The following is a 25,091-nucleotide window of genomic DNA, read 5'->3' as shown; positions in this document are numbered from 1 at the left end:
GTTCAGAACGACAGCTCGACGGACACTGTGTCGGTGTACTCCCCCGCCGGCAGGCCGACCTTGCCGCGCGCCTGGCCATACAGGTTGACGGTCTGGGCCACACCGCTGCTGAGCGGCAAGGTGATGGTGCCGTTGATGGCCAACACCTGCGTACGCCCGGCATCGGTGTAGAAGTCGTACGGTACGAAGTTGCCGACGCCATCCGCCAGCGCACGGCTGCCCCCGGCCGACTGGCCATCGTGGGAACCTGCACCCACGCGGATGACTGGTACCGTGCCAGCCGAACAGAGAATGCTGATCGCCCCACCGCCGCCGCCGATTACCTGGCCGTCGGCAGTGTTGAACAAGGCATCGTGAGTGCCGAAGTCCAAGGTACCGAAGTCAGCCCCCGAGGAGGCTGAGCTGCCGTTGACCTGACACGCTGCGGTCAAGGTCAGCGTCGATTCGATAGTCCCGGTAGTGGCGGCCTGCGCCTGGTAACTCAGCATCAGCCCCAGACCGGCGAGGATGCAGCGTGAAAGGTTCGTTCGCATCGAAGTCTCCTTGTGTCGTTACCAGTCCAGGGTCACCCTCAGGGTGTCACGGTACAGGCCGGCTGGCAGCGCACGCGGTTGCGCCACTACCACACCGTAGATGGGGATCGGTATCTGCCGGGTACTGCTGATGGTGAAGGCACGCGCCTGGCCGATGCCGTAGCGGCTGTTACCACCTGGGTCGATCGCCAGTTGGTAGGGGATCAGCTCGCGGCCGTTGCTCAGCCGCCGTATGCCGTCACTGCCATTCAGGCCGCCGTTGATGCGCACGTTGAACGCCCGCACCTCGGGCGTGCAACTGATCTGCAGGCTGCCTTCGCCGCTCACATCATCAACCCGGCTGCGCAGCGGCTGGTCCCAGTTCGGTCCGCGCTCGCCGAAGTCCATCACGCCGGGGTTACCCACCGTTGCCGGTTGCGTCTCGTTGCTGCTGATCTGGCAAGCACTGCTGATCACCAGCCGCGCCTGGATGAAACCGGTGCTGGTGCCATGCGCGGCACCACCGGGCACCAGCAGCGGGCCCAGGGAAAGCAGCAGGATCGAGGTGCGGTTCATGGCGTCGCGTCCTTGAGCATGGTGGCATCCCTACCAGGTGACGGTGACTTTGAGCAGGTCGGCGTACAGGCCTGCAGGCGGTATCCAGGCCAGCTTGTCGATCCGTGCATACAACGGCAGCTCGACCGAACCGCTGTCCGGCACCCGCGCCGAATGCGCCACATTCACCGCCAGCGGCTCGCGCCAGGCAGCGTCGCGGTAGAGGCGATAAGGTATGAGCCGGGCCATGTCATCGTCACTGGCCAGAAAGCGCAACTCGCCGACGCCGCCATGCTGCCCACCATCGACGCGGACCTGATAGGGGGTGTGGGGATTGCATTCCAGGCGTGGCGGGCGCTGGCTCAGCAGCGCGCCGGTGAGCGGCGCACCTGGGCCATCCAGCCGTGCAGCAGCGCCCAGATCGATGCGCCCCAGCGCCTGCGCCCCAGCATCGCGGGGCTGGTTGACCAGCATGCAGCCACGCTGCACCAGCACCCGCACTTCCACCAGGAAGTCCGCCGCCATTGCGCTGCTGCTCAACATAAGGCCCAACAGGGCGGCCAGGTAGCGCTCCGTCACCTTATTATCCTTGTCGATGTCTGCTGACCTGAGCGTAGCAGCGACGTGACATCACGGTACTGGCATCGAGCCATTTTTTTGTATTAGCCAAAAAGCGCTATCACCTGAAAAAAAAAACCACACGACACAGAACGCATCGCCGGCATTCTCCTCAAATGGCCAAGGGCCGTTATCCCGGCAGGTATTCTGTTAAGGTGTATTCCCTTCATCCTGCCTAGACTCATGCGGCATGCATGGACGGACACGACAGGAGCGTTTTCATAGATGATTGCAGACAGCACGCTCACCCAAGCCCTCGAGCGCTGCGCCCAGGAGCCGATCCAGCTGCCTGGCAGCATCCAGCCCCACGGCTTCCTTCTAGTGCTGGACGAAACCGACATGCGGGTACTCCAGGCCAGTGAAAATGTCGAGCATTGGCTGGGCATATCGGCCAGTGAACTGATAGGTCGCGAGTTCGCCGAACTGGTCAGCGGTGCCTTCGACTTGCGCCTGCACCTGGCCCGCCTGCCGCAGGACGAGGTCTTTCCGTTCCACATCAGCGATGTGCACCTGCGCCAGGACGCTCCATATAGTGGCAACCTGCACCTGCTGGTCCATCGTCACGACCAGGTGCTGATCGCCGAATTCGAACCCCCTCGCCTGCCGGCCGATCTTGTCGGGCAAGGCGACTACTACCCGCTGGTGCGCAGCTTCGTAGGCCGCCTGCACCAGGCCGGCAGCCTCGAGGAACTGCTGCAGCAAGCAGTGCTGCAGCTCAAGCGCATCACCGGCTTTGGCCGGGTCAAGGCCTATCGCTTCGATGCCGAAGGCAACGGCCAGGTGCTGGCCGAGGTGGCCGACCCGGGCTACCCGAGCTACCTGGGCCTGTGTTTCCCCGCTTCGGACATACCGCGCCAGGCGCGCGAGCTGTACCGAATCAACCGCATCCGCGTGATCGAGGATGCCAACTACCAGGCCTCGCCGTTGCTGCCCGCTGCCAACCCACGCACCGGCAAGCCGCTGGACCTGAGCTTTGCCGCGCTGCGCAGCGTGTCGCCAGTGCACCTGCAGTACATGCGCAACATGGGTACCCTGGCATCGATGTCGCTGTCGATCGTGGTCGACGGGCAACTCTGGGGGCTGGTGTCCTGCCACCACGAACAGCCGCGCCCGGTGGACTTGCGCACCCGTACCGCCTGCGAACTGCTGGCCAGTGTGCTGTCGCTGCAGATCGAATCGCGCGAGTCCCACGCCAACACTCGCCAGTTGCTCGAGCTGCGCCAGCACATCGTGCGCATGATCTCGTCCATGGCCGACCATGACAGTGTCGGCGACGGCCTGCGCGACTTGCCCGAAGTACTGCTGGCCTTCGCCGGCGCCCAAGGTGCCGCGGTCATTTCCGCCGAACGTTGCGACCTGATCGGCAAGACCCCTCCGGCCGCGCAGGTAAACGCCCTGGTGCACTGGCTATCCCAGCGTGGCGAAGAGAGCGTGTTCCACAGCGACAACCTGTGCCGCGACATCGATGAACTGCCCGAGCTCGCGGCCCATGCAGGCGGTGTGCTGGCAGTGGCCATTTCGCAGATCCACTCGCACTACCTGCTGTGGTTCCGTCCCGAGCAGGTGCGCACGGTGAACTGGGCCGGGCAGCCGAACAAACAGGTCGGGCCGCAGGGCAACCTCGACCCGCGGCACAGTTTCGATAGCTGGCAGGAAAAACTGCGCGGCTACTGCGAACCCTGGCACCCGCTGGTCATCGAAGGCGTGCAGGAGCTGCGCACGGCAGTGCTGGGGATTGTCCTGCGCAAGGCCGAGGAACTGGCGCAGCTGGCTGGCGAACTGCGTCGCTCGAACAAGGAGCTCGAAGCGTTTTCCTACAGCGTGTCCCATGACCTGCGCGCACCCCTGCGCCATATTGCCGGCTACTCCGAACTGCTCGGCGAAATCGAGGGCCAGGGCCTCAGCGAGCGCGGCAGGCGCTTTCTGCAACACATCGAGGAAGCCGCGCATTTTGCCGGAAGCCTGGTCGACAACCTGCTCAACTTCTCGCAAATGGGCCGCTCTGCCCTGCGCCTGTCCGAGGTCGACCTCAACGCCCTGGTCGAGGCCATTCGCAGCGAACTGGCGCCCGACTACCAAAACCGCGAAATTGTCTGGGACATCGCCCAGTTGCCCAAGGTGGTCGGTGACCCGGCGTTCATCAACATGGCCTTGCACAACCTGCTGGCCAACGCCATCAAATACACACGTGGGCGCACCCCGGCGCGCATCGGCATCAGCGCCGTGCAACACCCGGGCGAAACCGAGATCTGCATTCGCGACAACGGCGTGGGCTTCGACATGGCCTACGCCAGCAAACTGTTCGGCGTGTTCCAGCGCCTGCACCGCATGGAAGACTTCGAAGGCACAGGGATCGGCCTGGCCAGTGTTCGTCGCATCATCGAACGCCATGACGGTCGGGTCTGGGCCCATGGCAAGGTTGGCCAGGGTGCTACCTTCCACTTCACCCTCCCGCGCCACCCCGCGACCACTTGAGGCACCGCTACCATCATGCTCAAACCCATCCTGCTGGTCGAAGACAACCCACGGGACCTGGAGCTGACGCTCCTGGCGCTGGAACGCAGCCAGTTGGCCAACGAGGTCATCGTGCTGCGTGACGGTGCCGAGGCACTTGACTACCTGCTACGGCGCAATACCTATGCCGAACGTGACGATGGCAACCCCGCCGTGTTGCTGCTGGACCTGAAACTGCCAAAGGTCGACGGCCTGGAGGTGCTGAAGGAAGTGCGCGCCACCGCCGAGCTGCGCAGTATCCCGACGGTGATGCTGACGTCCTCGCGCGAGGAGCCCGACCTGCTGCGCGCGTACGAGCTGGGGGTGAACGCGTACGTGGTCAAGCCGGTGGAGTTCAAGGAATTCGTCGCCGCCATTTCCGACCTGGGGGTATTCTGGGCGGTACTCAACGAACCGCCACCCGGCTCGCTGCGCCTGAACCGGCGTGGCAGCATCTGAGGTGCCCGCGACGATGCAGCCAACGCCGCTGAAACTGCTGATGGTCGAAGACAACTCGATGGACGCCGAGCTGACCCTGATGCGCCTGGAACGTAGCGGGTTGCAGGTGCAGGCGCAGCTGGTGTTCGACCATGCCGGTGTCGAGCAAGCCCTGAGCGAGGCCCACTACGACCTGATCTTGTGCGACTGCGTGCTGCCGGGCTCGTCCGGCACCGATGTGCTGGCCATCGCCCAGCGCCTGGCACCCGACATTCCGTTCATTTTCCTGTCTGGTATCTATGGCGAAGAACATGCGGTGGAAATGATCCGCCTGGGCGCCACCGACTATGTGCTGAAGAAGAACCTGCCGCTACTGCCCAAGGCCGTGCGCCGGGCCCTGACCGAAGTGCAGGAGCGCCAGCGCCGGCGCCGCGCCGAAGAGGCCCTGGCAGACGTCGAGGCACGTGCACGCATTGCCATCGACGCTGCCGGCATGGGCACATGGGACATGCGCCCGCAGGAAGGCCTGTTGTTGTGGGATGACCGCTGCAAGACCCTGTTCGGTCTACCCACCGATACTGAAATGAGCCTCGAGGTGTTTTACGCCGGCATCTACCCCGACGACCTGCCGCAGGTGCGCGAGGCGGTGGAACAGGCCATGTGCCCGGAAGGTGGCGGCCTGTATCGGGTCGAATTCCGCATCGCCCAACCCGACGGCCTGGAACCACGCTGGTTGCTCAGCAGCGGCCAGAGCCGGTTCGTCAACGACCAGTGCGTGCGCTTTTCCGGGGTGTTGCAGGACATCCACACCCAACGCCTGGCCACCCAGGCACTGCGCCAGCTCAACGAAATGCTGGGGGAAAGGGTCGAGCGCCGCACCCGCGAACGCGACCGTGCCTGGGAGCTGTCGCAAGACTTGCTGGCCGTGCTCAACAAGGACCTGACCCCAGTCGCGCTGAACCCCGCCTGGGAAGCCAGCCTGGGCTTGTCCCGCGAACGCCTGAGCCAGTCGTCCTTGCTGCACCTGCTGCCCGAGCCCGACCAGGAACTGCTGCTCACCGAGCTGGCTGCCCTCGCCCATGGTCGCACCAGCGCCCGCTTTGTCGGGCGTATCCTGGATGCCGGTGGTCAGCAGCGCTGGTTGTCTTGGGTGGTGGTGCCGGAAGACACCCTGCTGTACGTGGTGGCACGCGACATCACCAGCGAGCGCGAAGCCGCCCTGGGCCTGGCCGAAGCAAACGCCCGCCTGCGCGAGCAGATCGCCGAACGCGAACGCATCGAGGCCGCGCTGCAGCAGATGCAGCGCCTGGAAGCGGTCGGCCAGCTGACCGCCGGTGTGGCTCACGACTTCAACAACCTGCTGACGGTAATCCTCACCGGCGCCAGCTTCCTTGAGCGCGACCTGGCCAAAGCCGACCTGGAAAAGGCCAGTGCGCGGCTCAAGCACATCCGCGAAGCCGGCGAGCGCGGCGCCAAGCTGACCTCGCAATTGCTGGCTTTCTCCCGCCGCCAGCGCCTGGAGCCGGTGGCGCTGAACCTCAACCGCACCCTGGCCGGGCTGGAAGAGTTGCTGCGCCGCACCTTGGGCGGCAATGTCTCGGTGCGCCTGGACCTGGAACCAACCTTGTGGCAGGCCCTGACCGACCCGACCCAGACCGAAATGATCATTCTCAACCTGGCGATCAATGCCCGCGATGCCATGCCCGACGGTGGCCAGCTGACGCTGTCGACCCGCAACACCCGGATCGACGCACGTCCACAGCGCCCGGAAGACCCGGACCCTGGCGAGTACGTGATGCTGAGTATCCGCGATACCGGCTGCGGCATGAGCGAAGAGGTGTTGGCCAAGGTGTTCGAACCGTTCTTCACCACCAAGGATATCGGCAAGGGTTCGGGCCTGGGCCTGGCCCAGGTATTCGGCTTCGCCAAACAGTCCGGGGGTGGCGTGCGCATCGACACCACGCCGGGGCGTGGTACGCAGGTGGCCGTGTATCTGCCGGCAGTCAAGGGTGAAGCCGTCAACGAACCGATGCCGTCGCTGCTCAGCCACTCGACTAGCGAAAGCGGTTGTAATCGCACCGTGCTGCTGGTGGATGACGACCATCTGGTACGCGACATGCTTGGTGATGTGTTGCGCCAGTACGGCTACCAGGTACGCCAGGCGCACAGTGGCGAACAGGCTTTGGCCTTGCTGGATGAGCAGATCGACCTGCTACTGAGCGATTTCGCCATGCCCGAGTTCAACGGTGCGCAACTGGCCCTGGCGGCGCGCGAGCGCTACCCGCACCTGCCGGTGGTGCTTCTTACCGGTTATGCAGAGTTGCAGGGACTGGAGTTGCCGGGCAGCCTGGTGATCCAGAAGCCGGTACAGGCCGATGAACTGGCCCGCTTGCTGAACGAGATGCTTGGAACGGCCAGGTGACCGAACAGAGCCTTCGGCAAAACCTGCGGAAACGACAAAGCCCAGCGCTTGTCTTTCCAAGCACCGGACCGAAATACGTTTGAAGCAAGAAAATGGCAGGGGCGGCTGGATTCGAACCAACGCATGGCAGGATCAAAACCTGCTGCCTTACCGCTTGGCGACGCCCCTGTATCGGATGCAGCATCTGCTGCTCTGACAATTCCAACTGAGTGACAACTGGGTTGTTGTCTTGGAATGCGCGGCACTTTAACAACAAACTTTCGGTCTGTGAACCCCCTGATGAAAAAAATTACCAAAAAACAGCGAGTTAGTCATTTTCGTGGTTGGCGAGACGACCATCCGTCGCTTTCCGCCCGCTTGGCTTCAACACAATCGCATTCCTCCCTTCCAATCAGATGAGCCATCTGCATTGACCAAGGAGGACCCCATGCCTGTCTCCCACGATCTTTACCAGGACTTGCACTATCCGCGCGAAATCGTCCAGCAGCGCCGACAGCAGGACAAGGCACTGGACCGTCTGCTGGACGAATACATGGACATCGACAACCAGGTACTGGCCGCCGAGTCGATTTCGGCGGGCAACTTCGAGGATGAAGACCTGCGCCGCCTGAAAGAACGTCGGCTGGCAGTGAAGTACATGATCGAGCGCCAACTGGAGCAAAAGGCCTGAACTAACCCTGCAACATGGCCAGCGTCAGGGCGTCCGGCTCACCGTCGTAGAACTGCACCAGCGCCAGCTGGAACAACGGGTTGCCGGGCGCGGCCTGGGCGAACAGGGTCAGGCACGAGCGCAGCTTGAGGTAGTCAGGGCTGCCGAGCATTTCACGGGCACTCTTGTCATGGTGCTGCAGCAGCGCAGTCACGCACGCTTGCAGGCGCGGGCCGAGCAGCGGATGAGCCAGGTAGGCACGGGCTTCGTCGATACCGGCCAGCGCATAGCGTTCGGCCATGGCGCTGTGGCCCAGGCCATCGAGCTGGGGAAACACGTACCACATCCAGTGGCTGCGCTTGCGCCCGGCCTGCAGCTCCTGCATCACCTGGTCATACACAGGGTTCTGCGCCTCTACGAAGCGCTGCAGATCAAAGTCGGCGTGCATGCTCGCCCCTCCTCGCACCGGTTCCAGCCTTTACTGTACGCCTGCATGGCGAACCTATCTCGTCAGGCGATGATTGCCGCGCACTTTCTGTATTAGTCAAAATGGCTGCCCTCGGGCAAGCTGCACCCTGCCCTGCCATCGCCCAAGGAGCTTTGCTTTTGCCTGCCTGGATCCCTACCCCGCTACGCCAGCTTGGCCAACGCCTGCGCGGCGCCGCCGCCAACCAGAGCGAACTGCTCGGCTGGTTCGAGGACAAGGCGCACAGCCGCGGTTACCAACTCAGCGACGGCCAACGTCGGGTAATCCACTGCATGGCCGAACAGCTGGCGCAGCTCGAACAGGGCCAGCCACGCAGCCTGTACCTGTACGGTTCGGTGGGCCGTGGCAAGAGTTGGCTGCTCGACGGTTTTTTCCAGGCCGTGCCGGTGCAGGCCAAGCTGCGCCTGCACTTCCATGACTTCTTTGCCCGCCTGCACCAGGGCATGCACCGCCACCGGGCGCTGGATGATGCACTGGGCGCGACCCTCGACGAGCTGGTGGGTGATTGCCAGGTGCTGTGCTTCGACGAATTCCATGTGCACGACATTGGCGATGCCATGCTGCTCACGCGGCTGTTCAATGCGTTGTTCAGCCGTGGCGTATTCCTGCTGGTGACGTCCAACTATGCACCCGAAGGGCTGCTGCCCAACCCGCTGTACCACGAGCGCTTCCTGCCGGTGATCCGCCTGATCAACAGCGCGATGGAAGTGCTGGAAGTGGGTGGCGATACCGATTTCCGCAGCCTGCCGGCCAACCGCGAACATCAGCGCTTTACCCAGGGCCACTATGTCTGGCCGGGCAATGCAGCGCAGCGCCAGGCGCTGAATGTGCCCGAGCCGCAGCCGGTGATGCTGGAAGTGAACAAACGCCCGCTGCGCGCACTGGCGGTGGATGGCCGGCGGGTGGTGCTGGGCTTTGACGACCTGTGCGAAAAGGCCACGGCAGTGATCGACTACCTGGTGCTGGCCGGGCAATACGATGAGTGGATAATCGATGGGCTGGATGACTTGTCGGAATGTTCCCTGGCGGCGCAGCAGCGCTTCGTCAACCTGGTGGATGTGCTGTATGACCAGGACCGGCAGGTGCTGGTGATCGGCAAGCGGCCACTGGAAGAAAGCCTGGGCGGGCCGCTTGCCGACCTGATGCGTACGCGCAGCCGGTTGGGACAGCTGCATCAGGTAGGACCCTAGAACTGCTTTGCCCGGACCGGCCTCTTCGCGGGCACGCCCGCTCCCACAGGTATTGCACAGTTCTGTAGGAGCGGGTTTACCCGCGAAGAGGCCAGCCAGGTCAAACCCTCAGCCAGCCCTGGGCAAATCCGCCAGCACCGCCTCGATCTCCCCCAGCACCGCCGGGTCATCCAGGGTCGAAGGCGGCACATAGTCCTGCCCGTCGGCAATCTTGCGCAGCACTGCCCGCAGAATCTTCCCGGAGCGGGTCTTGGGCAGTCGCTTCACCAACCGCACCCGGTTGAAACATGCCAACGCGCCAATCTCCTCGCGCACGCTGCCCACCAGGTCCACCAGCAACTGCGCCTCGGCAATGCCCTCGCCGTCCTTGAGTACCACCAGCGCCAACGGCACCTGCCCCTTGATCTCGTCATGCACGCCAATCACCGCGCACTCGGCCACTGCCGGGTGGCGTGCCACCAGGTCTTCCATCTCGCCGGTGGACAGCCGGTGCCCGGACACGTTGATCACGTCATCGGTGCGCCCCATGATGTAGACGAAGCCGTCATCGTCCAGGTAGCCACCGTCACCCGTGTGGTAATACCCCGGGTAAGTCCGCAGGTAAGCCTGCAGGTAACGCTCGTGGTCGCCCCAAAGCGTCTGGCTGCACCCGGGCGGCAATGGCAGGGCGATGACGATCGAGCCCTGGTGGTTCGGCCCCAGCAGGTTGCCCTCGTCATCCAGCACGCGCACGTGATAGCCCGGTACCGCCCGGTTGCTCGACCCGGGCTTCGCCGCACTGCCTTCCAGCCCTACGCAGGGCGCGGTGACCGGCCAGCCGGTCTCGGTCTGCCACCAATGGTCGTGCACCGGCTTGCCACTGACCCGTTCCAGCCATTCGTGGGTACTGGAATCCAGCTTCTCGCCAGCCAGGAACAACTGGCGCAGCGAGCTCAGGTCGTGCTTGCGGATCAGCTCGCCCTCAGGGTCTTCCTTGCGGATGGCGCGCATGGCCGTAGGGGCGCAGAACAATGCGTTGACCTTGTATTGCTCCACCACCCGCCAGTAGGCCGAGGCATCCGGGGTGCGGATCGGCTTGCCTTCGTAGAACACCGTGGTGCAGCCGCTCATCAGCGGCCCATAGACGATCAGCGAATGGCCAACCACCCAGCCCACGTCGGATATGCCCCACCACACATCGCCGGCCTGCATGCCGTAGATATGGCGCATGGCGTAGCACAGCGCGACGGCATTGCCGCCGTTTTCCCGCACGATGCCCTTGGGTTTGCCGGTGGTGCCAGAGGTGTACATGATGTAAAGCGGATCACCCGCATCCAGTTCCACCGGTGGCACTGGCTCGGCTTTGGCCAATGCCGCCTGCCAGTCCAGGTCGCGACCTGGCTGCAGCTGGGCACGCGCATGCGGGCGCTGCAGCACCAGCACGTTGCGCGGCTGGTGGCGGGCCAGTTGCAGGGCACGATCGACCAGCGGCTTGTATTCGATTACCCGGTCGAACTCCAGCCCGCAGGACGCCGTCAGCAGCAGCGTCGGCCGGGCATCGTCGATGCGCAAGGCCAGCTCGTTGGCGGCAAAGCCACCGAACACCACCGAGTGCACTGCGCCAATCCGCGCGCAGGCCAGCATGGCCATGGCCGCCTGCGGCACCATGGGCATGTAAATGATCACGCCATCGCCCTTGTTCACCCCCAACTGGCGTAACAAACCGGCCAGGCGCGCCACCTCGTCGCGCAGTTGGTGGTAGGTGTAGGCCTGTTGCACACCGGTCACCGGCGAGTCGTAAATCAGCGCCAGCTGTTCGCCACGGCCCTGCTCGATCTGGTGATCGAGGGCCAGGTAGCAGCTGTTCAGGCGGCCATCGGCAAACCAGCGGTGGGTGCCATCGGCATTGTCTTGCAGCGTGAGGGCTGGCTTGCGGTGCCAGGCCAGGTGCGCGGCCTGCTCCGCCCAGAAAGCGGCAGGGTCGGAAATGGAATGGGCGTAGCTGTGCTGGTAGCTCATATCGAAAGAAACCCGGTACTTGTTGTTATTGAAGGGCGAAACTTGAGTATGGACCGCTACACCCGCGCCGCCATGGGACTAAAGTCACAACCGACCTGCAAATTTGCAGACAACGCAAAAACGCCCCATAACGGTGCAAAGCCTCTAGAATACGCCACCCCTTCAGCCACCGAGCAGCTCATGGACATCGATCAGGCCCGTACCTTTCTGGAAATCGTGCGTTGCGGCAGCCTGGTCGCCGCCGCCGAACGCCTGTTCGTGTCACAGACGGCGATCACCGCGCGGGTACAGCGCCTGGAGCAGCAACTGGGCTGCCAGCTGTTCGTGCGCAGCCGCAACGGCGCCAGCCTGACCAGCGACGGCGAGGCATTCGTCAGTTATGCCAACCAGATGGTGCAAACCTGGGAAGCAGCGCGCCGCGACCTGCCGCTGCCCGAAGGCTGCCAGCAAGTGCTGCACGTGGGCGCTGAGGTGAGCCTGGGCAACCCGATGCTGCTCGACTGGGTCAGTGCCCTGCACCGCGAGCTGCCCAGCCATGCCATCCGCAGCGAGGTGAGCGACGGCGAATCGCTGCTGCGCAAGGTCGAGATGGGCCTGCTGGATGCCGCGCTGGTCTACCAGCCGACCTACGGCCCGGGCCTGCAGGTGGAGCAGCTGATGGAGGAAAAGCTGATCCGTGTGCGCCGGGTCGCCCAGCCAGACCCGTACATCTACATCGACTGGGGCGAAGCCTTCCGTCGCCAGCACGATGCCGCCCTGCCCGACTGCGCGCGCCCGGCGCTGAGCTTCAACCTGGGCCCGCTGGCCTTGCAGTTCATACTCGACCAGGGCGGAAGTGGCTACTTCCGCACGCGGGTGGTGCAGGCCTATCTGGACAGCGGCGTGTTCGAGCGGGTACCGCAGGCGCCGGAATTCACCTACCCGACCTTCCTGGTGTACCCGCGCAAGCGCGACAGCGAAGCCCTGCAACAGGCCTTCGCCATCCTGCGCCGGCTGGTGGCCGCCGGCGCCAGCGACTGGTCACAACGCTGGGACCCGCTTATCTGAAGCCTCGGCCTCGCTAAGCAACTGGCGCTTGAGGCCGGCGATCAGGTCGGTCTGGGTGATCACCCCCACCAACTGGTCGGCATCGAGCACCGGCAGGCAATGCAGGCCCTGTTCGCACAGCAGTGGCAGCAAGCGCTCCAGCGGGTGCTGGCTGCTGACGCTGATTACCCGGCGGCTCATCACCTGCTCCATGCGCACCGTCTTGCGGCCGAACAACTCACGCCAACTGAAGCGGCCACGCTGCATGGCCGGGCCGACCAGATCGCTGAGGCTGACTACTCCCACCAGCTTGCCCTGCTGCAGCACCGGCAGGGTTTTCAGGTGGTGGCTGGCCAGCAGTTTCCAGGCCTGCTCCAGGGTGGTGTCGGGCGTGGCGAACTGCACGTCGCGGGACATCACCGAGGCCGCGGTGATGCCGCCGAGGCTGCGCTGCAGGGCGTGTTGCTCGGTGGCCAGGATGATGCGCTCCAGTTCGTCACGGGTGACATCGACGAACTCGCCCAGTTCTTCCAGAGCCTGGTCCAGGTCTTCCCCACGGATGCCGACCCGCTCGCTGGGGAGCGGGTCATGGGTGTGGTGCAGATCCTTGCGCGGCACCGCGCCTTTCGGGTAGCGCACGCCGGTGACGCGGTTGTAGAGGATCGCCACCGCTACCAGGATCAACGCATTGAGCAGCACCGGCTCCAGCAGGTGGTCGCCCATGGCGGTAAGCCCGGGGTCGGCCAGCACCGCGCTCACCGCCACCCCGCCGCCTGGCGGGTGCAGGCAGCGCAGCAGGCACATCACCAGAATCGAGATACCCAGGGCTGCAGCGGCAACCCACAGCTGCGGGCCGAAGCCCTGGCGCATGGCCAGGCCGACCGCACCGGCCAAGGCGTAGCTGCCCAGCACAGGCCAGGGCTGGGCCAATGGGCCGGAGTGCACGGCGAACACCAGCACGGCCGAAGCCGCCAGCGGGCCGAGCAGGTGCAAGGCAATGCTGGGGCCGTAGGCCATGCTGGTCAGCCAGCCGGCGAGGAACAGGCCGAACAACGCGCCGATACCGGCACGCAACCATTCTTTGGGGGGAATATTCAGGGGCGCTGGCAACAGCCGCTGCAAACGACTTTCGAAACGCGAGGCAGGCATGTAGGTAATCGGAATCTGTAGTTTTTTCTGGTTAAAAAGAAAGCCCAGCCGAGGTGGCCTGGGCCTCGTATTGCGGTTGCAATAGCACAAGGGGCTCCGTCCGTGGAGAGATGGAAACCACAGGGTTTCGTGGGGGAATTTTGCCGGGTGGGGTGAGATTGGGCTAATTCAAAAAAATGCGGCTGTACTGCAATTTTTTTGCAGTGGTGATACGGCCCATGGGGTCATGCTTGTCGGCTCCCACAGGGTCCTGCACATGGCTTGAGGTCGATGCGGGTGGCGCGGGAGCAACTGTCTTGCTCAAATTCTAAAAGTTGGCGCGATCCCTGTGGGAGATTACCCAGCCCTTTTGGGCTGCGCTGTCGCGCAGAGAACAAATATCGCTCGTCTGACGCGTCCTTTGTAGGAGCAGCCTTGTGCTGCGAAGAGGCCGGTACAAGCAACAGACAGGCTTTGTCAGTACCGGCCTCTTCGCAGCACAAGGCTGCTCCTACAGAACCTCGCCGAACCAATGAGTCATGTGTTGTTCTATGAGAGCTGGCTTGCCGGCGATGGGCTGCAAAGCGACCCCGGCATTACCGAGCCTTGCGCGGCAAGTCGATGCTCACCCGCAGCCCGCCCAACGGGCTATCCAGCAGCGCCAGGCGCCCGCCCCAGGCCTCGACGATATCGCGCACGATGCCCAACCCCAGCCCGTGCCCGTCTACCTGCTCGTCCAGCCGCGAGCCGCGCTCCAGCACCTGCTGCCGCTGGCCCTCGGGGATACCGGGGCCATCATCATCGACCCACACCTGGTAGCCATCGGCACTCGGCGCGATACCCAGCCGCACCTCGCTGTCGGCCCACTTGCAGGCGTTGTCCAGCAGGTTGCCGAGCAGCTCCAGGAAGTCCTCGCGGTCCCACGGCAGCAGCAGGCCGGGCGGCACATCCCTGGCCAGCAGCAGGCCCTCGCCATGGATCATGCCCAGTGTCCCCAGCAGCCCCGGCAGCTCGACGTCGCAGTCGAACTGCGCGCCAGGCAGCGCATCCCCCGCCAGCCGCGCACGGTTCAGCTCACGCGCCAGGCGCTGCTGAATCTGCTCCAGTTGCTCGCGCATCTGCGCGCGAACATCCGGCAGGTCTTTCAGGCGCTCGCTGGAGGCCAGGCTCAGCAACACCGCCAGCGGCGTCTTCAATGCATGGCCCAGGTTGCCCAGGGCATTGCGCGAGCGGCGCAGGCTGTCTTCGGTATGGCTCAGCAGGTGGTTGATCTGCCCCACCAGCGGCGCCAGTTCGCTGGGCACTTCGGCATCCAGCTGCGAGCGCTGGCCCTGCTGCAACTGGGCGATCTGCTGGCGTGCCCGCTCCAGCGGCCGCAGCGAGCGGGTCACGGTGATGCGCTGCAACACCAGCACCAGGATCAGCGCCACCAGGCCCATGCCCAGGCCGATCTGCTGCAGGCGCCGGAAACCTTCGCGTACAGGTGAATAATCCTGTGCCACGCTGATCGAGATGTCCTGGCCCAGGCGCCGGTAGTCGGCACGCAGGGCAAGCAGTTGCTGGCCTTCCGGGCCGAGTTCGTGGCTGTCGGAAAGGCCCGGCGCGGCGGGTTTGGGCATGTCCAGATCCCACAGCGACCGGGAACGCCAGGTGCCTTTATCGAAATCGATGCGGAAGTAATAGCCGGAAAACGGCCGCTGGTAGGCGGCCGAGATTCGCCGCTCATCCAGCTGCAGACCCGAAGGCCCGCGCACCAGGGCCACCAACAGGTTTTCGCTTTCCTTGCGCAGGCCATTCTCCAGGTAGCGCTGCAGGCCGACCTCGAACAACCAAAGGGTCAGCTGCGCCAGCACCAGGCCGACCACCACCAGCACCGCCACCAGGCCCAGGCTCAGGCGCGCCTGGATCGACTTCACGCGGCGCTCCCGGCGTAGATGTAGCCCTGCCCGCGGCGGGTCTCGATGACGCTTCGGCCCAGCTTGCGCCGCAAGTGGTTGACGTGCACTTCCAGCACGTTGGAGTCGCGCTCGGTTTCACCGTCGTAGAGGTGCTCGGCAAGGTGGCTCTTGGACAGGATCTGCTGCGGATGCAGCATGAAGTAGCGCAGCAGGCGGAACTCGGCGGCGGTCAGCTGGATATCCACGCCGTCACGGTTCACGCACTGCCGGCTTTCGTCCAGGTGCAGGCCGGCCGCTTCCAGCGTTGGCTGGTTGGCCAGGCCACGGGCACGGCGCAACAACGCCTGAATGCGCAGCTGCAGTTCTTCGGGGTGGAAGGGTTTGCTCAGGTAGTCATCGGCCCCGGCCTTCAGCCCTTCGATACGCTCGGCCCACGAGCCACGGGCAGTAAGGATCAACACCGGCGTAGCCAGGCCGGCGGCACGCCACTGGGCCAGCACTTCCAGGCCCGGCAGGCCCGGCAGGCCAAGGTCCAGGATGATCAGGTCGTAGGGTTCGCTCTGGCCCTGATACACCGCGTCGCGGCCATCGGCCAGCCAGTCCACGGCGTAGCCCTGGCGCTGCAGGCCTGCGGTAAGTTCATCGGCCAACGGTACATTGTCCTCGACAAGCAACAGGCGCATTCAGTCGTCTTCCTCGTCTTTTAGCAGGGCACCGCTGCTGGCATCGAGTTTGATCTCGCGCACCACCCCTTCAGCCGTCAGCAACTCGACTTCGTATTCGTAGCGATTGTCGTCTTCTTCCAGCTCGGCCTCCAGCAGGCGCGCCCCGGGGTGACGCCCCAGGGCGGTTTCCAGCAGATGCTCGAGCGGCAGGATGATGCCCTTCTGGCGCAGTTCCAGGGCTTCGTCCTGGTCCAGGTCGCGGGCAACGGCCAGGGAACACACGGCCAGCAGGGCCAGCGCGAGGTAGCGCGCCGGCCGCAGTAGGTGGATCATCAGTTGTCCCGCTCGTCCTTCAGCACTTCACCGGTCTTGGCGTCCAGCGCCACGTCCCATTCGACGTTCTGCGTGTCGCGCAGCTCGACCTTGTAGACGTAGCGACCGTACTCATCTTCAAGTTCCGAGTCGGTGACGGTGGCTCCTGGGTGCTTGGCCACGGCGGCGGCCTTGAGTTCATCCAGCGACTTGACGGTCTTGGCATTTACCAGCTTGACCACTTCGTCGGGCTGCACATCCTTGGCGATGGCGGAATGGGCGCCCAGGGCAAGGGCGGCGGCTACGGTGAACAGGGCAGTCATGCGTTTCATCGTTCTTCTCTCCTGAGAACTGTGCAAGTTGTCTACGGGGTTAAGATTAACCACCGGTCCTTAATTCAACCTGAAAACAACTGGCGCCATGATAGCGCAGCTCTCACCGGTTCATCACAGGCCGCGGCATGGGGCAAATACCTGTAGGAGCAGCCTTGTGCTGCGAATGGGCCACTAGGGCAACAGATTTTCTTCGCCAGCAATGGCCTCTTCGCAGCACAAGGCTGCTCCTACAGGTCCTGTGCGTGCCTTGAACCCTTTACAATGACTTGCCTGCTGCCCAAGAGATCCGCCATGAGCGCCATTCACATCAAATACCCCGCCCTCACCTTCAAGGCCGGCCAACGTGCCCTGCGGCAGGTCCGCGAGCGCGGCCTGCAGGCGGCCGATGTCGGTGTGCTGCCGGGTGCGGCTGGCGGGCCGAAGCCGCTGGGCATCCAGGGCCTGGACCTGGCGCTGTTCGGTGAGTGGCTGCCGTCGGCGCCACGCCAACGTGCGCTGATCGGCGCCTCGATCGGCGCCTGGCGCTTTGCCAGTGCCTGCCTCGACGACCCGGTCGCAGGCATCCGTCGCCTGGGCGAACTGTACACCGAGCAGGATTTCGCCAAGGGCGTCACCCCGGCCGAAATCAGCCGCAGTTGCCAACACATGCTCGATGACCTGCTGCAAGGCCGCGACAGCCAGCTGCTGGCCAACCCGCACTATCGCCTGAACATCCTGGTGGTGAAGAGCCATGGCCAGCTCGCCCACGACCATCGGGGCCGCCTGGGCCTCGGCCTGGGTTCGGTGATCGCCAGCAACCTGCTCGGCCGCTCGCGCCTGGCACGGCACTTCGAGCGCGTCATCCTGCACGACGGCCGCGCCACGCCGCCGCTCGACGCACTGACCGACTTCCCCTCGCGCTGCCTGCCGCTGGACCTGGCCAACCTGCGCCATGCCCTGCTTGCCTCGGGCTCCATCCCCATGGTCATGGAAGGCGTGAAAGACATCCCTGGTGCAGGTGCAGGCACCTACCGCGACGGCGGCCTGCTCGACTATCACCTCGACCTGCCCTACCGCGGCGACGACCTGGTGCTGTACCCGCACTTCACCGACAAGGTCGTACCCGGCTGGTTCGACAAGGCCCTGCCCTGGCGCAAGGGCGATGCCACCCGCCTGCAGAACGTGCTGCTGATGACGCCCTCGCCGCAGTACCTGGCTGCCCTGCCCTACGGCAAGCTACCCGACCGCAATGACTTCAAGCGTTTCATGGGCGATGCGCCTGGCCGCAAGCGCTACTGGTACAAGGCCATTGCCGAGAGCCAGCGGCTGGGCGACGAGCTGCTGGAACTGATTGCCACCGGGCGGTTGCATGAACGCCTGCAAGCCTTGTAGCGGCCATGCTGGTAGACTGCGCGCATTCTTGATTCACATAGAGTTATGACAGCGTGGAAATCTTCAAGGAATTCACATTCGAATCGGCCCACCGCCTGCCTCACGTCCCTGCCGGGCACAAATGCGGCCGCCTGCACGGCCACTCGTTCAAGGTCGGCCTGCACCTGACCGGCCCGCTCGACCCGCACACCGGCTGGATCCGCGACTTCGCCGAGATCAAGGCGATCTTCAAGCCGATCTACGAGCAACTGGACCACAACTACCTGAACGACATCCCGGGCCTGGAAAACCCCACCAGTGAAGTGATCGCCAAGTGGATCTGGGACCAGGTCAAGCCGCTGCTGCCGGAACTGTCGAAGGTCCGCATCCACGAAACCTGCACCAGCGGTTGCGAGTACAGCGGCGACTGAACCCCCGGCAAGGGCGCTGTAGCAGCGCCCTTGCGCCCCCCTAGAACCTGGCCGAGGTTTCCAGCACCTGCACAGTCAGGGATCCTTCCTCACCCAGCGCCTCCGTACCCAGCCTGCGTTCGCTGCGATCTGCCAGCTTCACGACTCGGCCACTGCTGTGCCTGAGTTTCACGTTGGCCACAGTTGCCCCCGCCTGCAAGGCAGCCGGGTCCAACCCGTCCAGATGCCAGAGAATATCCGCCTCCGCACGAACCGATTGCCAGCGCTGCGCCAGGCTCATGGTCCAGCCCTTCTGTTTGCGCAGGGTGAAGTTCAGGCGCCGACCACGCTCGTCAAGCGGCCAGATCTCATACGCATACACCCCGTTATCGAGGTAGGCGGCAAACCAGAAACGCTCGCATGCCGGTCGGGTTTCATCGTCGCGCCAGCGCGTGCCCAAAGCATCGGTCTGCTCCACACTCAACCTTGCCCGTGGGTTCCACTCCCAGCCTTCGTCAAAGCGAGCTGCCACCAAGCCCTGCACGCCGTCCGTGGAGCCGGCAGGGCCGGCTGGCGTCTCGTCGGGCCGCCAGCACAAACTGGCGATGAAACTGTGCTCTGCCTTGAACACCTGACTGCTGCCCGCCCGCTGCAGGCCCGTGCCCCAGGCGACATCGCGCGCTTCATGGGCGTAGTCCAGCACTTCGAGGGCCATCAGGCCTGGTTCGCCAGTCAGCGTGTTTATCAGCCACGCCTCCCGGTTGGCGATGCGCCTGGCCCGTTGCCCGGCGGCGTCGACCAGAACGACATTGCATAACCGCGCCCCGCGCTTGATATCGTTGTAGTTGATACCCGAAAGGTTCCACAGGTGCTGCGGATCGGTCAGATGCTGACGCCCGGCCGCCGCCTCGGTCTGGTCCTTCACGCCCGCATAGCCTGCAAAGCCTGACAGCGCCCCCGGCTTACTGTAGACAATCCGCTTCAGCGGTTTCCAGTTCCGGTCATAAGGCCGTATTTCATAGCGCAGTGTCGCCCCGGTCCGGTCCGTACCGCTGATATAGGCTCCGAACCAGAACAGCTCGCCATACACATGACTGGGCAAGGTGTAGCTCCATGGCTCCAGCTGCAATGGCCCGGTGCCTTCGGGCTCGGCCCGCAGATATCGGTACCAGTGGTCATTGTGAAAACCGGCCCCGCCATAATGCAGCCACATGGGGGCAAGCCTGGCGGTCGAAGCGTCCCACTGATCGGGATGCAGGAGCTCATCGCCCAGCTGCCACCAGCAGCGAGCCAAAAAGGAAAATTCCGGGTGGTAGACATAGTCGCTCATGGGCGCTTCCTGTACATGGAAAACGCCGGACACTACGCGAGCAATGCCGCCCGAAATCAGCGGGAAACAGCCTACTCCAATGCCTGTTGCAGGAACGCCGGGGCGATGTAGCGCTGGTAATGCGCCTCGGACAGCAGGAAGAACTCGCGGTCGATGGCGTCGCGCAACTGCGGCAGCTCCCAGTCGCGAAATTCCGGCAACAGCACCATGCCATAGGCTTCCAGGTCGCGGATCATCCGCGCCCCGCGGGCAATCAGCTGGTACGCCCAGCAATATTCCGACTGCTGGTCGACAAAGCGGATGGAACGCTGCTCCAGTTGCTGGCGCAGCAGGCCTTTGTCGAACACCTCCAGCTTGGCCATCATCACCTGCACCAGCAGCTGCTCCAGGCGCAGCCACACGGCGCGCTTCTGCGCATCGTCGTAGCCGTTCCAGTTGATCACTTCGTGGTGAAACCGCTTGCAGCCACGGCAAACCGTGTCTCCGTAAACCGTGGAGCACAGGCCGACGCAAGGGGTCTTGATGGACTTGTTGGACATGAAAAACAACAGCTTGGCGATGGAACACGAACCCATGTTAGCCCTTTGTCTAACCAGGGTCACTCGTTAAAGTCATCTTCGCCGCCTTACCTTCGGGCTTTTTTTGCCGTAGAATCATCCCGCCTTTTCAAAGGCAACAATGTCCGTTGGAAGCTGTTTTCAAAGCGTCACGAGCACAGTTCATCCGGTAGAACGGCGTTGGCCCGGGCCATGCATCCCTCGCATGCCCGTGCCAGCCCTCATCAGCTCCCCGTTCTGCAGGCGTAAAACTTTGAAAGCAGCTTCTGTAAGGATTCTTTGCGACTCTGGCTGGGCGGCCCACAAAGCCGTGGCAGCGCATGGGTGCATTGAATGCTGGATGAGCGTCCCGGACCCCCTTTAGGGACCACTGATGAGGGAAATAACTGTGCTTGAAGCCTACCGCAAACACATCGAAGAGCGTGCCGCCCTGGGTATCGTGCCCCAGCCGCTGAACGCCGAACAAACTGCAGGCCTGGTCGAGCTGCTGAAAAACCCGCCGGCCGGCGAAGAAGCCTTCCTCGTAGACCTGATCACCCACCGCGTACCGCCAGGGGTCGACGAAGCTGCCTATGTCAAGGCCGCTTTCCTCTCCGCCGTCGCCAAAGGCGAAGCCAAGTCGCCTCTGATCGACCGCAAGCACGCCACCGAACTGCTGGGCACCATGCAGGGCGGCTACAACATCGAAACGCTGGTCGCACTGCTGGATGACGCCGAACTGGGCGCCGTCGCGGCCGAACAGCTCAAGCACACCCTGCTGATGTTCGATGCCTTCCACGACGTGGCCGAAAAAGCCAAGGCCGGCAACGTTCACGCCAAGGCCGTGCTGGAATCCTGGGCTGCCGGCGAATGGTTCACCTCGCGTCCGGCCATCGCCGACAAGTACACCCTGACCGTGTTCAAGGTGCCAGGCGAAACCAACACCGACGACCTGTCCCCTGCCCCGGACGCCTGGTCGCGCCCTGACATCCCGCTGCACGCACTGGCCATGCTGAAGATGGCCCGCGACGGCATCGAGCCGCAGCAGCCTGGTTCGGTCGGCCCGCTGGCCCAGATCGAAGCGGTCAAGGCCAAGGGTTACCCGGTTGCCTACGTCGGTGACGTGGTCGGTACCGGTTCTTCGCGCAAATCCGCCACCAACTCGGTGCTGTGGTTCTTCGGCGACGACATCCCGTACGTACCGAACAAGCGCGCCGGTGGTTTCTGCTTCGGTACCAAGATCGCCCCGATCTTCTACAACACCATGGAAGACGCCGGCGCCCTGCCGATCGAATTCGACTGCACCAACCTGGCCATGGGCGACGTCATCGACGTTTACCCGTTCAAGGGCGAAGTGCGCCGTAACGGCAGCGACGAACTGGTCACCACCTTCGAGCTGAAAACCGAAGTGCTGCTGGATGAAGTCCGCGCTGGCGGCCGTATCCCGCTGATCGTCGGCCGTGGCCTGACCGAGAAGGCCCGTGCCGAACTGGGCCTGGGCGCCTCCGACCTGTTCAAGAAGCCGGAGCAGCCTGCCGATTCGGGCAAGGGCTTCACCCTGGCACAGAAAATGGTCGGCCGTGCCTGCGGCCTGCCAGAAGGCCAGGGCGTGCGCCCAGGTGCCTACTGCGAGCCGAAGATGACCACCGTCGGTTCCCAGGACACCACTGGCCCGATGACCCGCGACGAGCTGAAGGACCTGGCGTGCCTGGGCTTCTCCGCTGACCTGGTGATGCAGTCGTTCTGCCACACCGCGGCCTATCCGAAGCCGATCGACGTCACCACCCACCACACCCTGCCAGACTTCATCCGCACCCGTGGCGGCGTGTCGCTGCGCCCGGGCGACGGCATCATCCACAGCTGGCTGAACCGCATGCTGATGCCTGACACCGTGGGTACCGGTGGCGACTCGCACACCCGCTTCCCGATCGGCATCTCGTTCCCGGCCGGTTCCGGCCTGGTGGCCTTCGCCGCCGCCACCGGCGTCATGCCGCTGGACATGCCAGAATCCGTGCTGGTGCGCTTCAAGGGCAAACTGCAGCCAGGCATCACCCTGCGTGACCTGGTCCACGCCATCCCTTACTACGCCATCCAGAAGGGCCTGCTGACCGTCGAGAAGAAGGGCAAGAAGAACATCTTCTCCGGCCGCATCCTCGAGATCGAAGGCCTGAACGAGCTGACCGTCGAGCAAGCCTTCGAGCTGTCCGACGCCTCGGCCGAGCGTTCCGCTGCCGGTTGCACCATCAAGCTGCCAGAGAAGGCCATCGCCGAGTACCTGCAGTCCAACATCACCCTCCTGCGCTGGATGATCGGCGAAGGCTACGGCGATGCCCGCACCCTGGAGCGCCGCGCCCAGGCCATGGAAGCCTGGCTGGCCAAGCCTGAGCTGCTGTCGGCCGACGCCGATGCCGAATACGCCGAGATCATCGAAATCGACCTGGCCGAAGTGAAAGAGCCTGTGCTCTGTGCACCGAACGACCCGGACGATGCCCGCCTGCTGTCTTCGGTACAGGGCGAGAAGATCGACGAAGTGTTCATCGGTTCGTGCATGACCAACATCGGCCACTTCCGCGCTGCCGGCAAGCTGCTGGACAAGGTCAAGGGCGGTATCCCGACTCGTCTGTGGCTGGCTCCGCCAACCAAGATGGACGCTCACCAGCTGACCGAAGAAGGCTACTACGGCATCTACGGCAAGGCTGGCGCGCGCATGGAAATGCCAGGCTGCTCGCTGTGCATGGGTAACCAGGCACGTGTGCAGACCGGTTCGACCGTGGTCTCCACCTCGACCCGTAACTTCCCGAACCGTCTGGGCGACGCCACCAACGTGTACCTGGCATCGGCCGAGCTGGCCGCTGTCGCTTCGATCATCGGCAAGCTGCCGACCGTCGAAGAGTACATGCAGTACGCGAAGGACATCGACAGCATGGCTGCCGACGTTTACCGCTACCTGAGCTTCGACCAGATCGCCGAGTTCCGCGAAGCGGCAGCCAACGCCAAGATCCCGGTGGTTCAGGCGTAAGCTGAGTTGTAAGATGTAAAAGAAAGCCCCGGCAGAAATGTCGGGGCTTTCTTGTTTTGCCCGCACCAGCCGAGATCCCTGTAGGAGCAGCCTTGCGCTGCGAAGAGGCCAGCAAGGCAACAGACTCTCCTGAGCTTTAATGGCCTCTTCGCAGCGCAAGGCTGCTCCTACAGGGGTTGCACAGGCCTTGAGCGCTGTGCAGGCCGACTCAGATCACGAACAGGTCGACAAACCTGTGCACCGCCATCTGCTCCAGCTTCTGCTGGTCCTTGCACACATCCACGATCTCCCCACACCGCTGCCGCGCAAAGCGCGTCGCCAGGTTGTCCCTGAACTTGGCCTCCAGCAACGGTATGCCCTCCCCTCGCCGCCGGCGATGCCCGATCGGGTATTCCACCACCACCTGCTCGGTACTGCTGCCATCCTTGAAGAACACTTGCAGCGCATTGGCGATCGAGCGCTTGTCCGGCTCCAGGTACTCACGGCTGAAGCGCGGGTCTTCCACCACCTCCATCTTTTCGCGCAGGCGGTCGATGCTTGGGTGGTTGGCATGGAAGGCGTCTTCGTAATGCTCGGCCACCAGATGCCCGAAAATCAGTGGCACTGCCACCATGTACTGCAGGCAGTGGTCGCGGTCGGCGGCATTGGCCAGCGAGCCGCTCTTGGAAATGATGCGGATCGCCGACTCCTGAGTGGTAATGACGATACGGTCGATCTCGTGCAGGCGGTTACGTACCAGCGGATGCAATGTTACCGCAGCCTCACAGGCGGTCTGGGCGTGGAACTCGGCAGGGAAACTGACCTTGAACAGCACGTTTTCCATCACGTAGCTACCAAGGGCTTGCGGCAGGCGCAGCTCTTGCTGCTCGGACGGCTTGAGCGCCAGGTCCTTGTTGGTGTGGCTGAACAGCACATCGTAGAAGCCCCACTGCGGCGCGGTGAGCACGCCAGGCACGCCCATCTCGCCACGCAGGGCAATGTCGGCCAGGCGCACGCCACGGCTGGAAGCATCCCCGGCGGCCCACGACTTGCGCGAACCAGCGTTGGGCGCATGGCGGTAGGTACGCAGCGCCTGGCCATCGACGAACGCGTGGGACAAGGCGCTCAGCATCTGCTCACGGTTGGCCCCCATCAGCCTGGCGCACACGGCGGTGGAGGCTACCTTGACCAGAATCACATGGTCGAGGCCAACGCGGTTGAAGGCGTTTTCCAGCGCCAACACGCCCTGGATCTCGTGAGCCATGACCATGGCTTCGAGCACATCGCGCATCAGCAGCGGTGCTTCACCTGCGGCCACGTACTTTTGCGACAGGTGATCGGCAACAGCCAGTATGCCGCCGAGGTTGTCCGACGGGTGGGCCCATTCGGCGGCCAGCCAGGTATCGTTGTAGTCCAGCCAGCGCACCGTGCAGCCGATGTCCCAGGCAGCCTTGACCGGGTCGAGGCGGTAGGCGGTGCCGGGCACGCGGGCGCCATTGGGCACCAGGGTGCCTTCCACCTGGGGGCCTAGCAACTTGGTGCATTCGGGGAAGCGCAGGGCCAGGAGGCCGCAGCCGAGGGTATCCATCAGGCAGTTGCGCGCGGTATCCAGGGCTTCGACGGATTCGACCCGATACGTGAGGGCGTAATCGGCGAGGGTTTGCAGCACCCGGTCGTAGTCCGGGCGGGCGTTGAGGTCTACGTTGGCGCTCATATCCAGCTCCCTTCAGAATTGCCGGGG

22 protein-coding genes and 1 tRNA gene are annotated in these 25,091 nt (G+C 64.0%); 9 read left to right on the top strand and 14 right to left on the bottom strand.

Features of this window, described 5'->3' with window-relative positions; all coding sequences use genetic code 11:
• Positions 1-2 precede the first annotated feature (2 nt).
• The 3 genes from M1D87_RS09645 to M1D87_RS09635 are packed head-to-tail and all read right to left on the bottom strand — an operon-like array spanning position 3 to position 1,646.
• Entirely contained in the window at positions 3-533 is a 531-nt protein-coding gene (locus M1D87_RS09645) for a Csu type fimbrial protein (RefSeq protein ID WP_015269733.1), read from the bottom strand.
• 18 nt (positions 534-551) lie between these two features.
• Positions 552-1,088: a Csu type fimbrial protein gene (locus M1D87_RS09640; RefSeq protein WP_003256412.1), complete on the bottom strand. Its 537-nt coding sequence runs from the start codon at positions 1,086-1,088 to the stop codon at positions 552-554.
• 30 nt (positions 1,089-1,118) lie between these two features.
• Positions 1,119-1,646: a Csu type fimbrial protein gene (locus M1D87_RS09635; protein WP_123083653.1), complete on the bottom strand. Its 528-nt coding sequence runs from the start codon at positions 1,644-1,646 to the stop codon at positions 1,119-1,121.
• 264 nt (positions 1,647-1,910) lie between these two features.
• Here M1D87_RS09635 and M1D87_RS09630 point away from each other — a divergent pair, with 264 nt between their 5' ends.
• From M1D87_RS09630 to M1D87_RS09620, 3 genes are read left to right on the top strand one after another with little or no spacing between them, the layout of a single operon-like run.
• A complete protein-coding gene (locus M1D87_RS09630) occupies positions 1,911-4,160 on the top strand; it encodes an ATP-binding protein (RefSeq protein ID WP_123083654.1) in 2,250 nt (749 codons plus the stop codon).
• A gap of 15 nt (positions 4,161-4,175) precedes the next feature.
• A complete protein-coding gene (locus M1D87_RS09625) occupies positions 4,176-4,637 on the top strand; it encodes a response regulator (RefSeq protein WP_013971927.1) in 462 nt (153 codons plus the stop codon).
• A gap of 13 nt (positions 4,638-4,650) precedes the next feature.
• A complete protein-coding gene (locus M1D87_RS09620; RefSeq protein WP_039614071.1) occupies positions 4,651-7,038 on the top strand; it encodes a response regulator in 2,388 nt (795 codons plus the stop codon).
• Between the two features lie 93 nt (positions 7,039-7,131).
• On the opposite strand, the gene M1D87_RS09615 is transcribed toward M1D87_RS09620, so the two are convergent.
• Positions 7,132-7,206 (bottom strand) — tRNA-Gln (locus tag M1D87_RS09615).
• 259 nt (positions 7,207-7,465) lie between these two features.
• Here M1D87_RS09615 and M1D87_RS09610 point away from each other — a divergent pair.
• Entirely contained in the window at positions 7,466-7,708 is a 243-nt protein-coding gene (locus tag M1D87_RS09610) for a DUF465 domain-containing protein (RefSeq protein ID WP_013971925.1), read from the top strand.
• A 1-nt stretch (position 7,709) separates the two neighbouring features.
• Here the strand turns inward: M1D87_RS09610 and M1D87_RS09605 are convergent, their stop codons facing one another.
• A complete protein-coding gene (locus M1D87_RS09605) occupies positions 7,710-8,135 on the bottom strand; it encodes a DUF1810 domain-containing protein (protein ID WP_003256418.1) in 426 nt (141 codons plus the stop codon).
• A gap of 158 nt (positions 8,136-8,293) precedes the next feature.
• On the opposite strand from M1D87_RS09605, the gene zapE reads away from it, so the two are divergent.
• Entirely contained in the window at positions 8,294-9,364 is a 1,071-nt protein-coding gene (gene zapE, locus M1D87_RS09600; RefSeq protein ID WP_123083655.1) for a cell division protein ZapE, read from the top strand.
• 108 nt (positions 9,365-9,472) lie between these two features.
• Here the strand turns inward: zapE and M1D87_RS09595 are convergent, their stop codons facing one another.
• Positions 9,473-11,362 (bottom strand): propionyl-CoA synthetase, encoded by a 1,890-nt coding sequence (locus M1D87_RS09595; RefSeq protein ID WP_123083656.1) that lies wholly within the window; start codon positions 11,360-11,362, stop codon positions 9,473-9,475.
• A 180-nt stretch (positions 11,363-11,542) separates the two neighbouring features.
• Here M1D87_RS09595 and M1D87_RS09590 point away from each other — a divergent pair, with 180 nt between their 5' ends.
• Entirely contained in the window at positions 11,543-12,409 is an 867-nt protein-coding gene (locus M1D87_RS09590) for a LysR family transcriptional regulator (protein ID WP_023663489.1), read from the top strand.
• Here the strand turns inward: M1D87_RS09590 and M1D87_RS09585 are convergent.
• The 5 genes from M1D87_RS09585 to M1D87_RS09565 form a co-directional block, all read right to left on the bottom strand.
• Positions 12,383-13,537: an HPP family protein gene (locus tag M1D87_RS09585; protein WP_123083657.1), complete on the bottom strand. Its 1,155-nt coding sequence runs from the start codon at positions 13,535-13,537 to the stop codon at positions 12,383-12,385. The genes M1D87_RS09590 and M1D87_RS09585 overlap by 27 nt on opposite strands.
• A 575-nt stretch (positions 13,538-14,112) precedes the next feature.
• Positions 14,113-15,432, bottom strand: coding sequence for an ATP-binding protein (locus M1D87_RS09580; RefSeq protein WP_013971920.1), 1,320 nt, complete (start codon positions 15,430-15,432; stop codon positions 14,113-14,115).
• Positions 15,429-16,097, bottom strand: coding sequence for a response regulator transcription factor (locus tag M1D87_RS09575; RefSeq protein ID WP_013971919.1), 669 nt, complete (start codon positions 16,095-16,097; stop codon positions 15,429-15,431). The genes M1D87_RS09580 and M1D87_RS09575 overlap by 4 nt, the downstream gene beginning before the upstream one ends.
• Entirely contained in the window at positions 16,098-16,412 is a 315-nt protein-coding gene (locus M1D87_RS09570) for a PepSY domain-containing protein (RefSeq protein WP_085600216.1), read from the bottom strand.
• Positions 16,412-16,723 carry a PepSY domain-containing protein gene (locus M1D87_RS09565; RefSeq protein ID WP_003256549.1) on the bottom strand — a complete coding sequence of 104 codons (312 nt, stop codon included), beginning with the start codon at positions 16,721-16,723 and terminating at the stop codon, positions 16,412-16,414. The genes M1D87_RS09570 and M1D87_RS09565 overlap by 1 nt, the downstream gene beginning before the upstream one ends.
• A 294-nt stretch (positions 16,724-17,017) precedes the next feature.
• Between M1D87_RS09565 and M1D87_RS09560 the strand changes: the two genes are divergently transcribed.
• Positions 17,018-18,097 (top strand): patatin-like phospholipase domain-containing protein, encoded by a 1,080-nt coding sequence (locus tag M1D87_RS09560; RefSeq protein WP_015269721.1) that lies wholly within the window; start codon positions 17,018-17,020, stop codon positions 18,095-18,097.
• A gap of 53 nt (positions 18,098-18,150) precedes the next feature.
• Positions 18,151-18,507 carry a 6-carboxytetrahydropterin synthase QueD gene (queD, locus tag M1D87_RS09555; protein ID WP_025338446.1) on the top strand — a complete coding sequence of 119 codons (357 nt, stop codon included), beginning with the start codon at positions 18,151-18,153 and terminating at the stop codon, positions 18,505-18,507.
• A 40-nt stretch (positions 18,508-18,547) separates the two neighbouring features.
• Here the strand turns inward: queD and M1D87_RS09550 are convergent, their stop codons facing one another.
• Positions 18,548-19,816: a hypothetical protein gene (locus tag M1D87_RS09550; protein WP_123083659.1), complete on the bottom strand. Its 1,269-nt coding sequence runs from the start codon at positions 19,814-19,816 to the stop codon at positions 18,548-18,550.
• Between the two features lie 71 nt (positions 19,817-19,887).
• Positions 19,888-20,355: a DUF1289 domain-containing protein gene (locus tag M1D87_RS09545; protein WP_183596492.1), complete on the bottom strand. Its 468-nt coding sequence runs from the start codon at positions 20,353-20,355 to the stop codon at positions 19,888-19,890.
• 406 nt (positions 20,356-20,761) lie between these two features.
• Between M1D87_RS09545 and acnB the strand changes: the two genes are divergently transcribed.
• Positions 20,762-23,371, top strand: a complete 2,610-nt coding sequence (acnB, locus tag M1D87_RS09540; RefSeq protein WP_023661205.1) for a bifunctional aconitate hydratase 2/2-methylisocitrate dehydratase — start codon at positions 20,762-20,764, stop codon at positions 23,369-23,371.
• 208 nt (positions 23,372-23,579) lie between these two features.
• Here the strand turns inward: acnB and prpD are convergent, their stop codons facing one another.
• Entirely contained in the window at positions 23,580-25,064 is a 1,485-nt protein-coding gene (gene prpD / locus M1D87_RS09535) for a 2-methylcitrate dehydratase (protein WP_123083661.1), read from the bottom strand.
• Positions 25,065-25,091: the final 27 nt, after the last annotated feature.

The sequence above is a fragment of the Pseudomonas sp. SA233 genome, from assembly GCF_054792385.1.
Note: the sequence above shows the minus strand (reverse complement) of the source record. Positions and strands in the feature narration are given on the sequence as shown.

Bases quoted from the DNA above. Each gene is read 5' to 3' on its own strand.
- M1D87_RS09645 (WP_015269733.1), bottom strand. From the start codon at position 533: ATGCGAACGAACCTTTCACGCTGCATCCTCGCCGGTCTGGGGCTGATG.
- M1D87_RS09640 (WP_003256412.1), bottom strand. From the start codon at position 1,088: ATGAACCGCACCTCGATCCTGCTGCTTTCCCTGGGCCCGCTGCTGGTG.
- M1D87_RS09630 (WP_123083654.1), top strand. From the start codon at position 1,911: ATGATTGCAGACAGCACGCTCACCCAAGCCCTCGAGCGCTGCGCCCAG.
- M1D87_RS09625 (WP_013971927.1), top strand. From the start codon at position 4,176: ATGCTCAAACCCATCCTGCTGGTCGAAGACAACCCACGGGACCTGGAG.
- M1D87_RS09620 (WP_039614071.1), top strand. From the start codon at position 4,651: ATGCAGCCAACGCCGCTGAAACTGCTGATGGTCGAAGACAACTCGATG.
- M1D87_RS09610 (WP_013971925.1), top strand. From the start codon at position 7,466: ATGCCTGTCTCCCACGATCTTTACCAGGACTTGCACTATCCGCGCGAA.
- M1D87_RS09605 (WP_003256418.1), bottom strand. From the start codon at position 8,135: ATGCACGCCGACTTTGATCTGCAGCGCTTCGTAGAGGCGCAGAACCCT.
- M1D87_RS09595 (WP_123083656.1), bottom strand. From the start codon at position 11,362: ATGAGCTACCAGCACAGCTACGCCCATTCCATTTCCGACCCTGCCGCT.
- M1D87_RS09590 (WP_023663489.1), top strand. From the start codon at position 11,543: ATGGACATCGATCAGGCCCGTACCTTTCTGGAAATCGTGCGTTGCGGC.
- M1D87_RS09585 (WP_123083657.1), bottom strand. From the start codon at position 13,537: ATGCCTGCCTCGCGTTTCGAAAGTCGTTTGCAGCGGCTGTTGCCAGCG.
- M1D87_RS09575 (WP_013971919.1), bottom strand. From the start codon at position 16,097: ATGCGCCTGTTGCTTGTCGAGGACAATGTACCGTTGGCCGATGAACTT.
- M1D87_RS09570 (WP_085600216.1), bottom strand. From the start codon at position 16,412: ATGATCCACCTACTGCGGCCGGCGCGCTACCTCGCGCTGGCCCTGCTG.
- M1D87_RS09565 (WP_003256549.1), bottom strand. From the start codon at position 16,723: ATGAAACGCATGACTGCCCTGTTCACCGTAGCCGCCGCCCTTGCCCTG.
- M1D87_RS09560 (WP_015269721.1), top strand. From the start codon at position 17,018: ATGAGCGCCATTCACATCAAATACCCCGCCCTCACCTTCAAGGCCGGC.
- M1D87_RS09550 (WP_123083659.1), bottom strand. From the start codon at position 19,816: ATGAGCGACTATGTCTACCACCCGGAATTTTCCTTTTTGGCTCGCTGC.
- M1D87_RS09545 (WP_183596492.1), bottom strand. From the start codon at position 20,355: ATGTCCAACAAGTCCATCAAGACCCCTTGCGTCGGCCTGTGCTCCACG.
- prpD (WP_123083661.1), bottom strand. From the start codon at position 25,064: ATGAGCGCCAACGTAGACCTCAACGCCCGCCCGGACTACGACCGGGTG.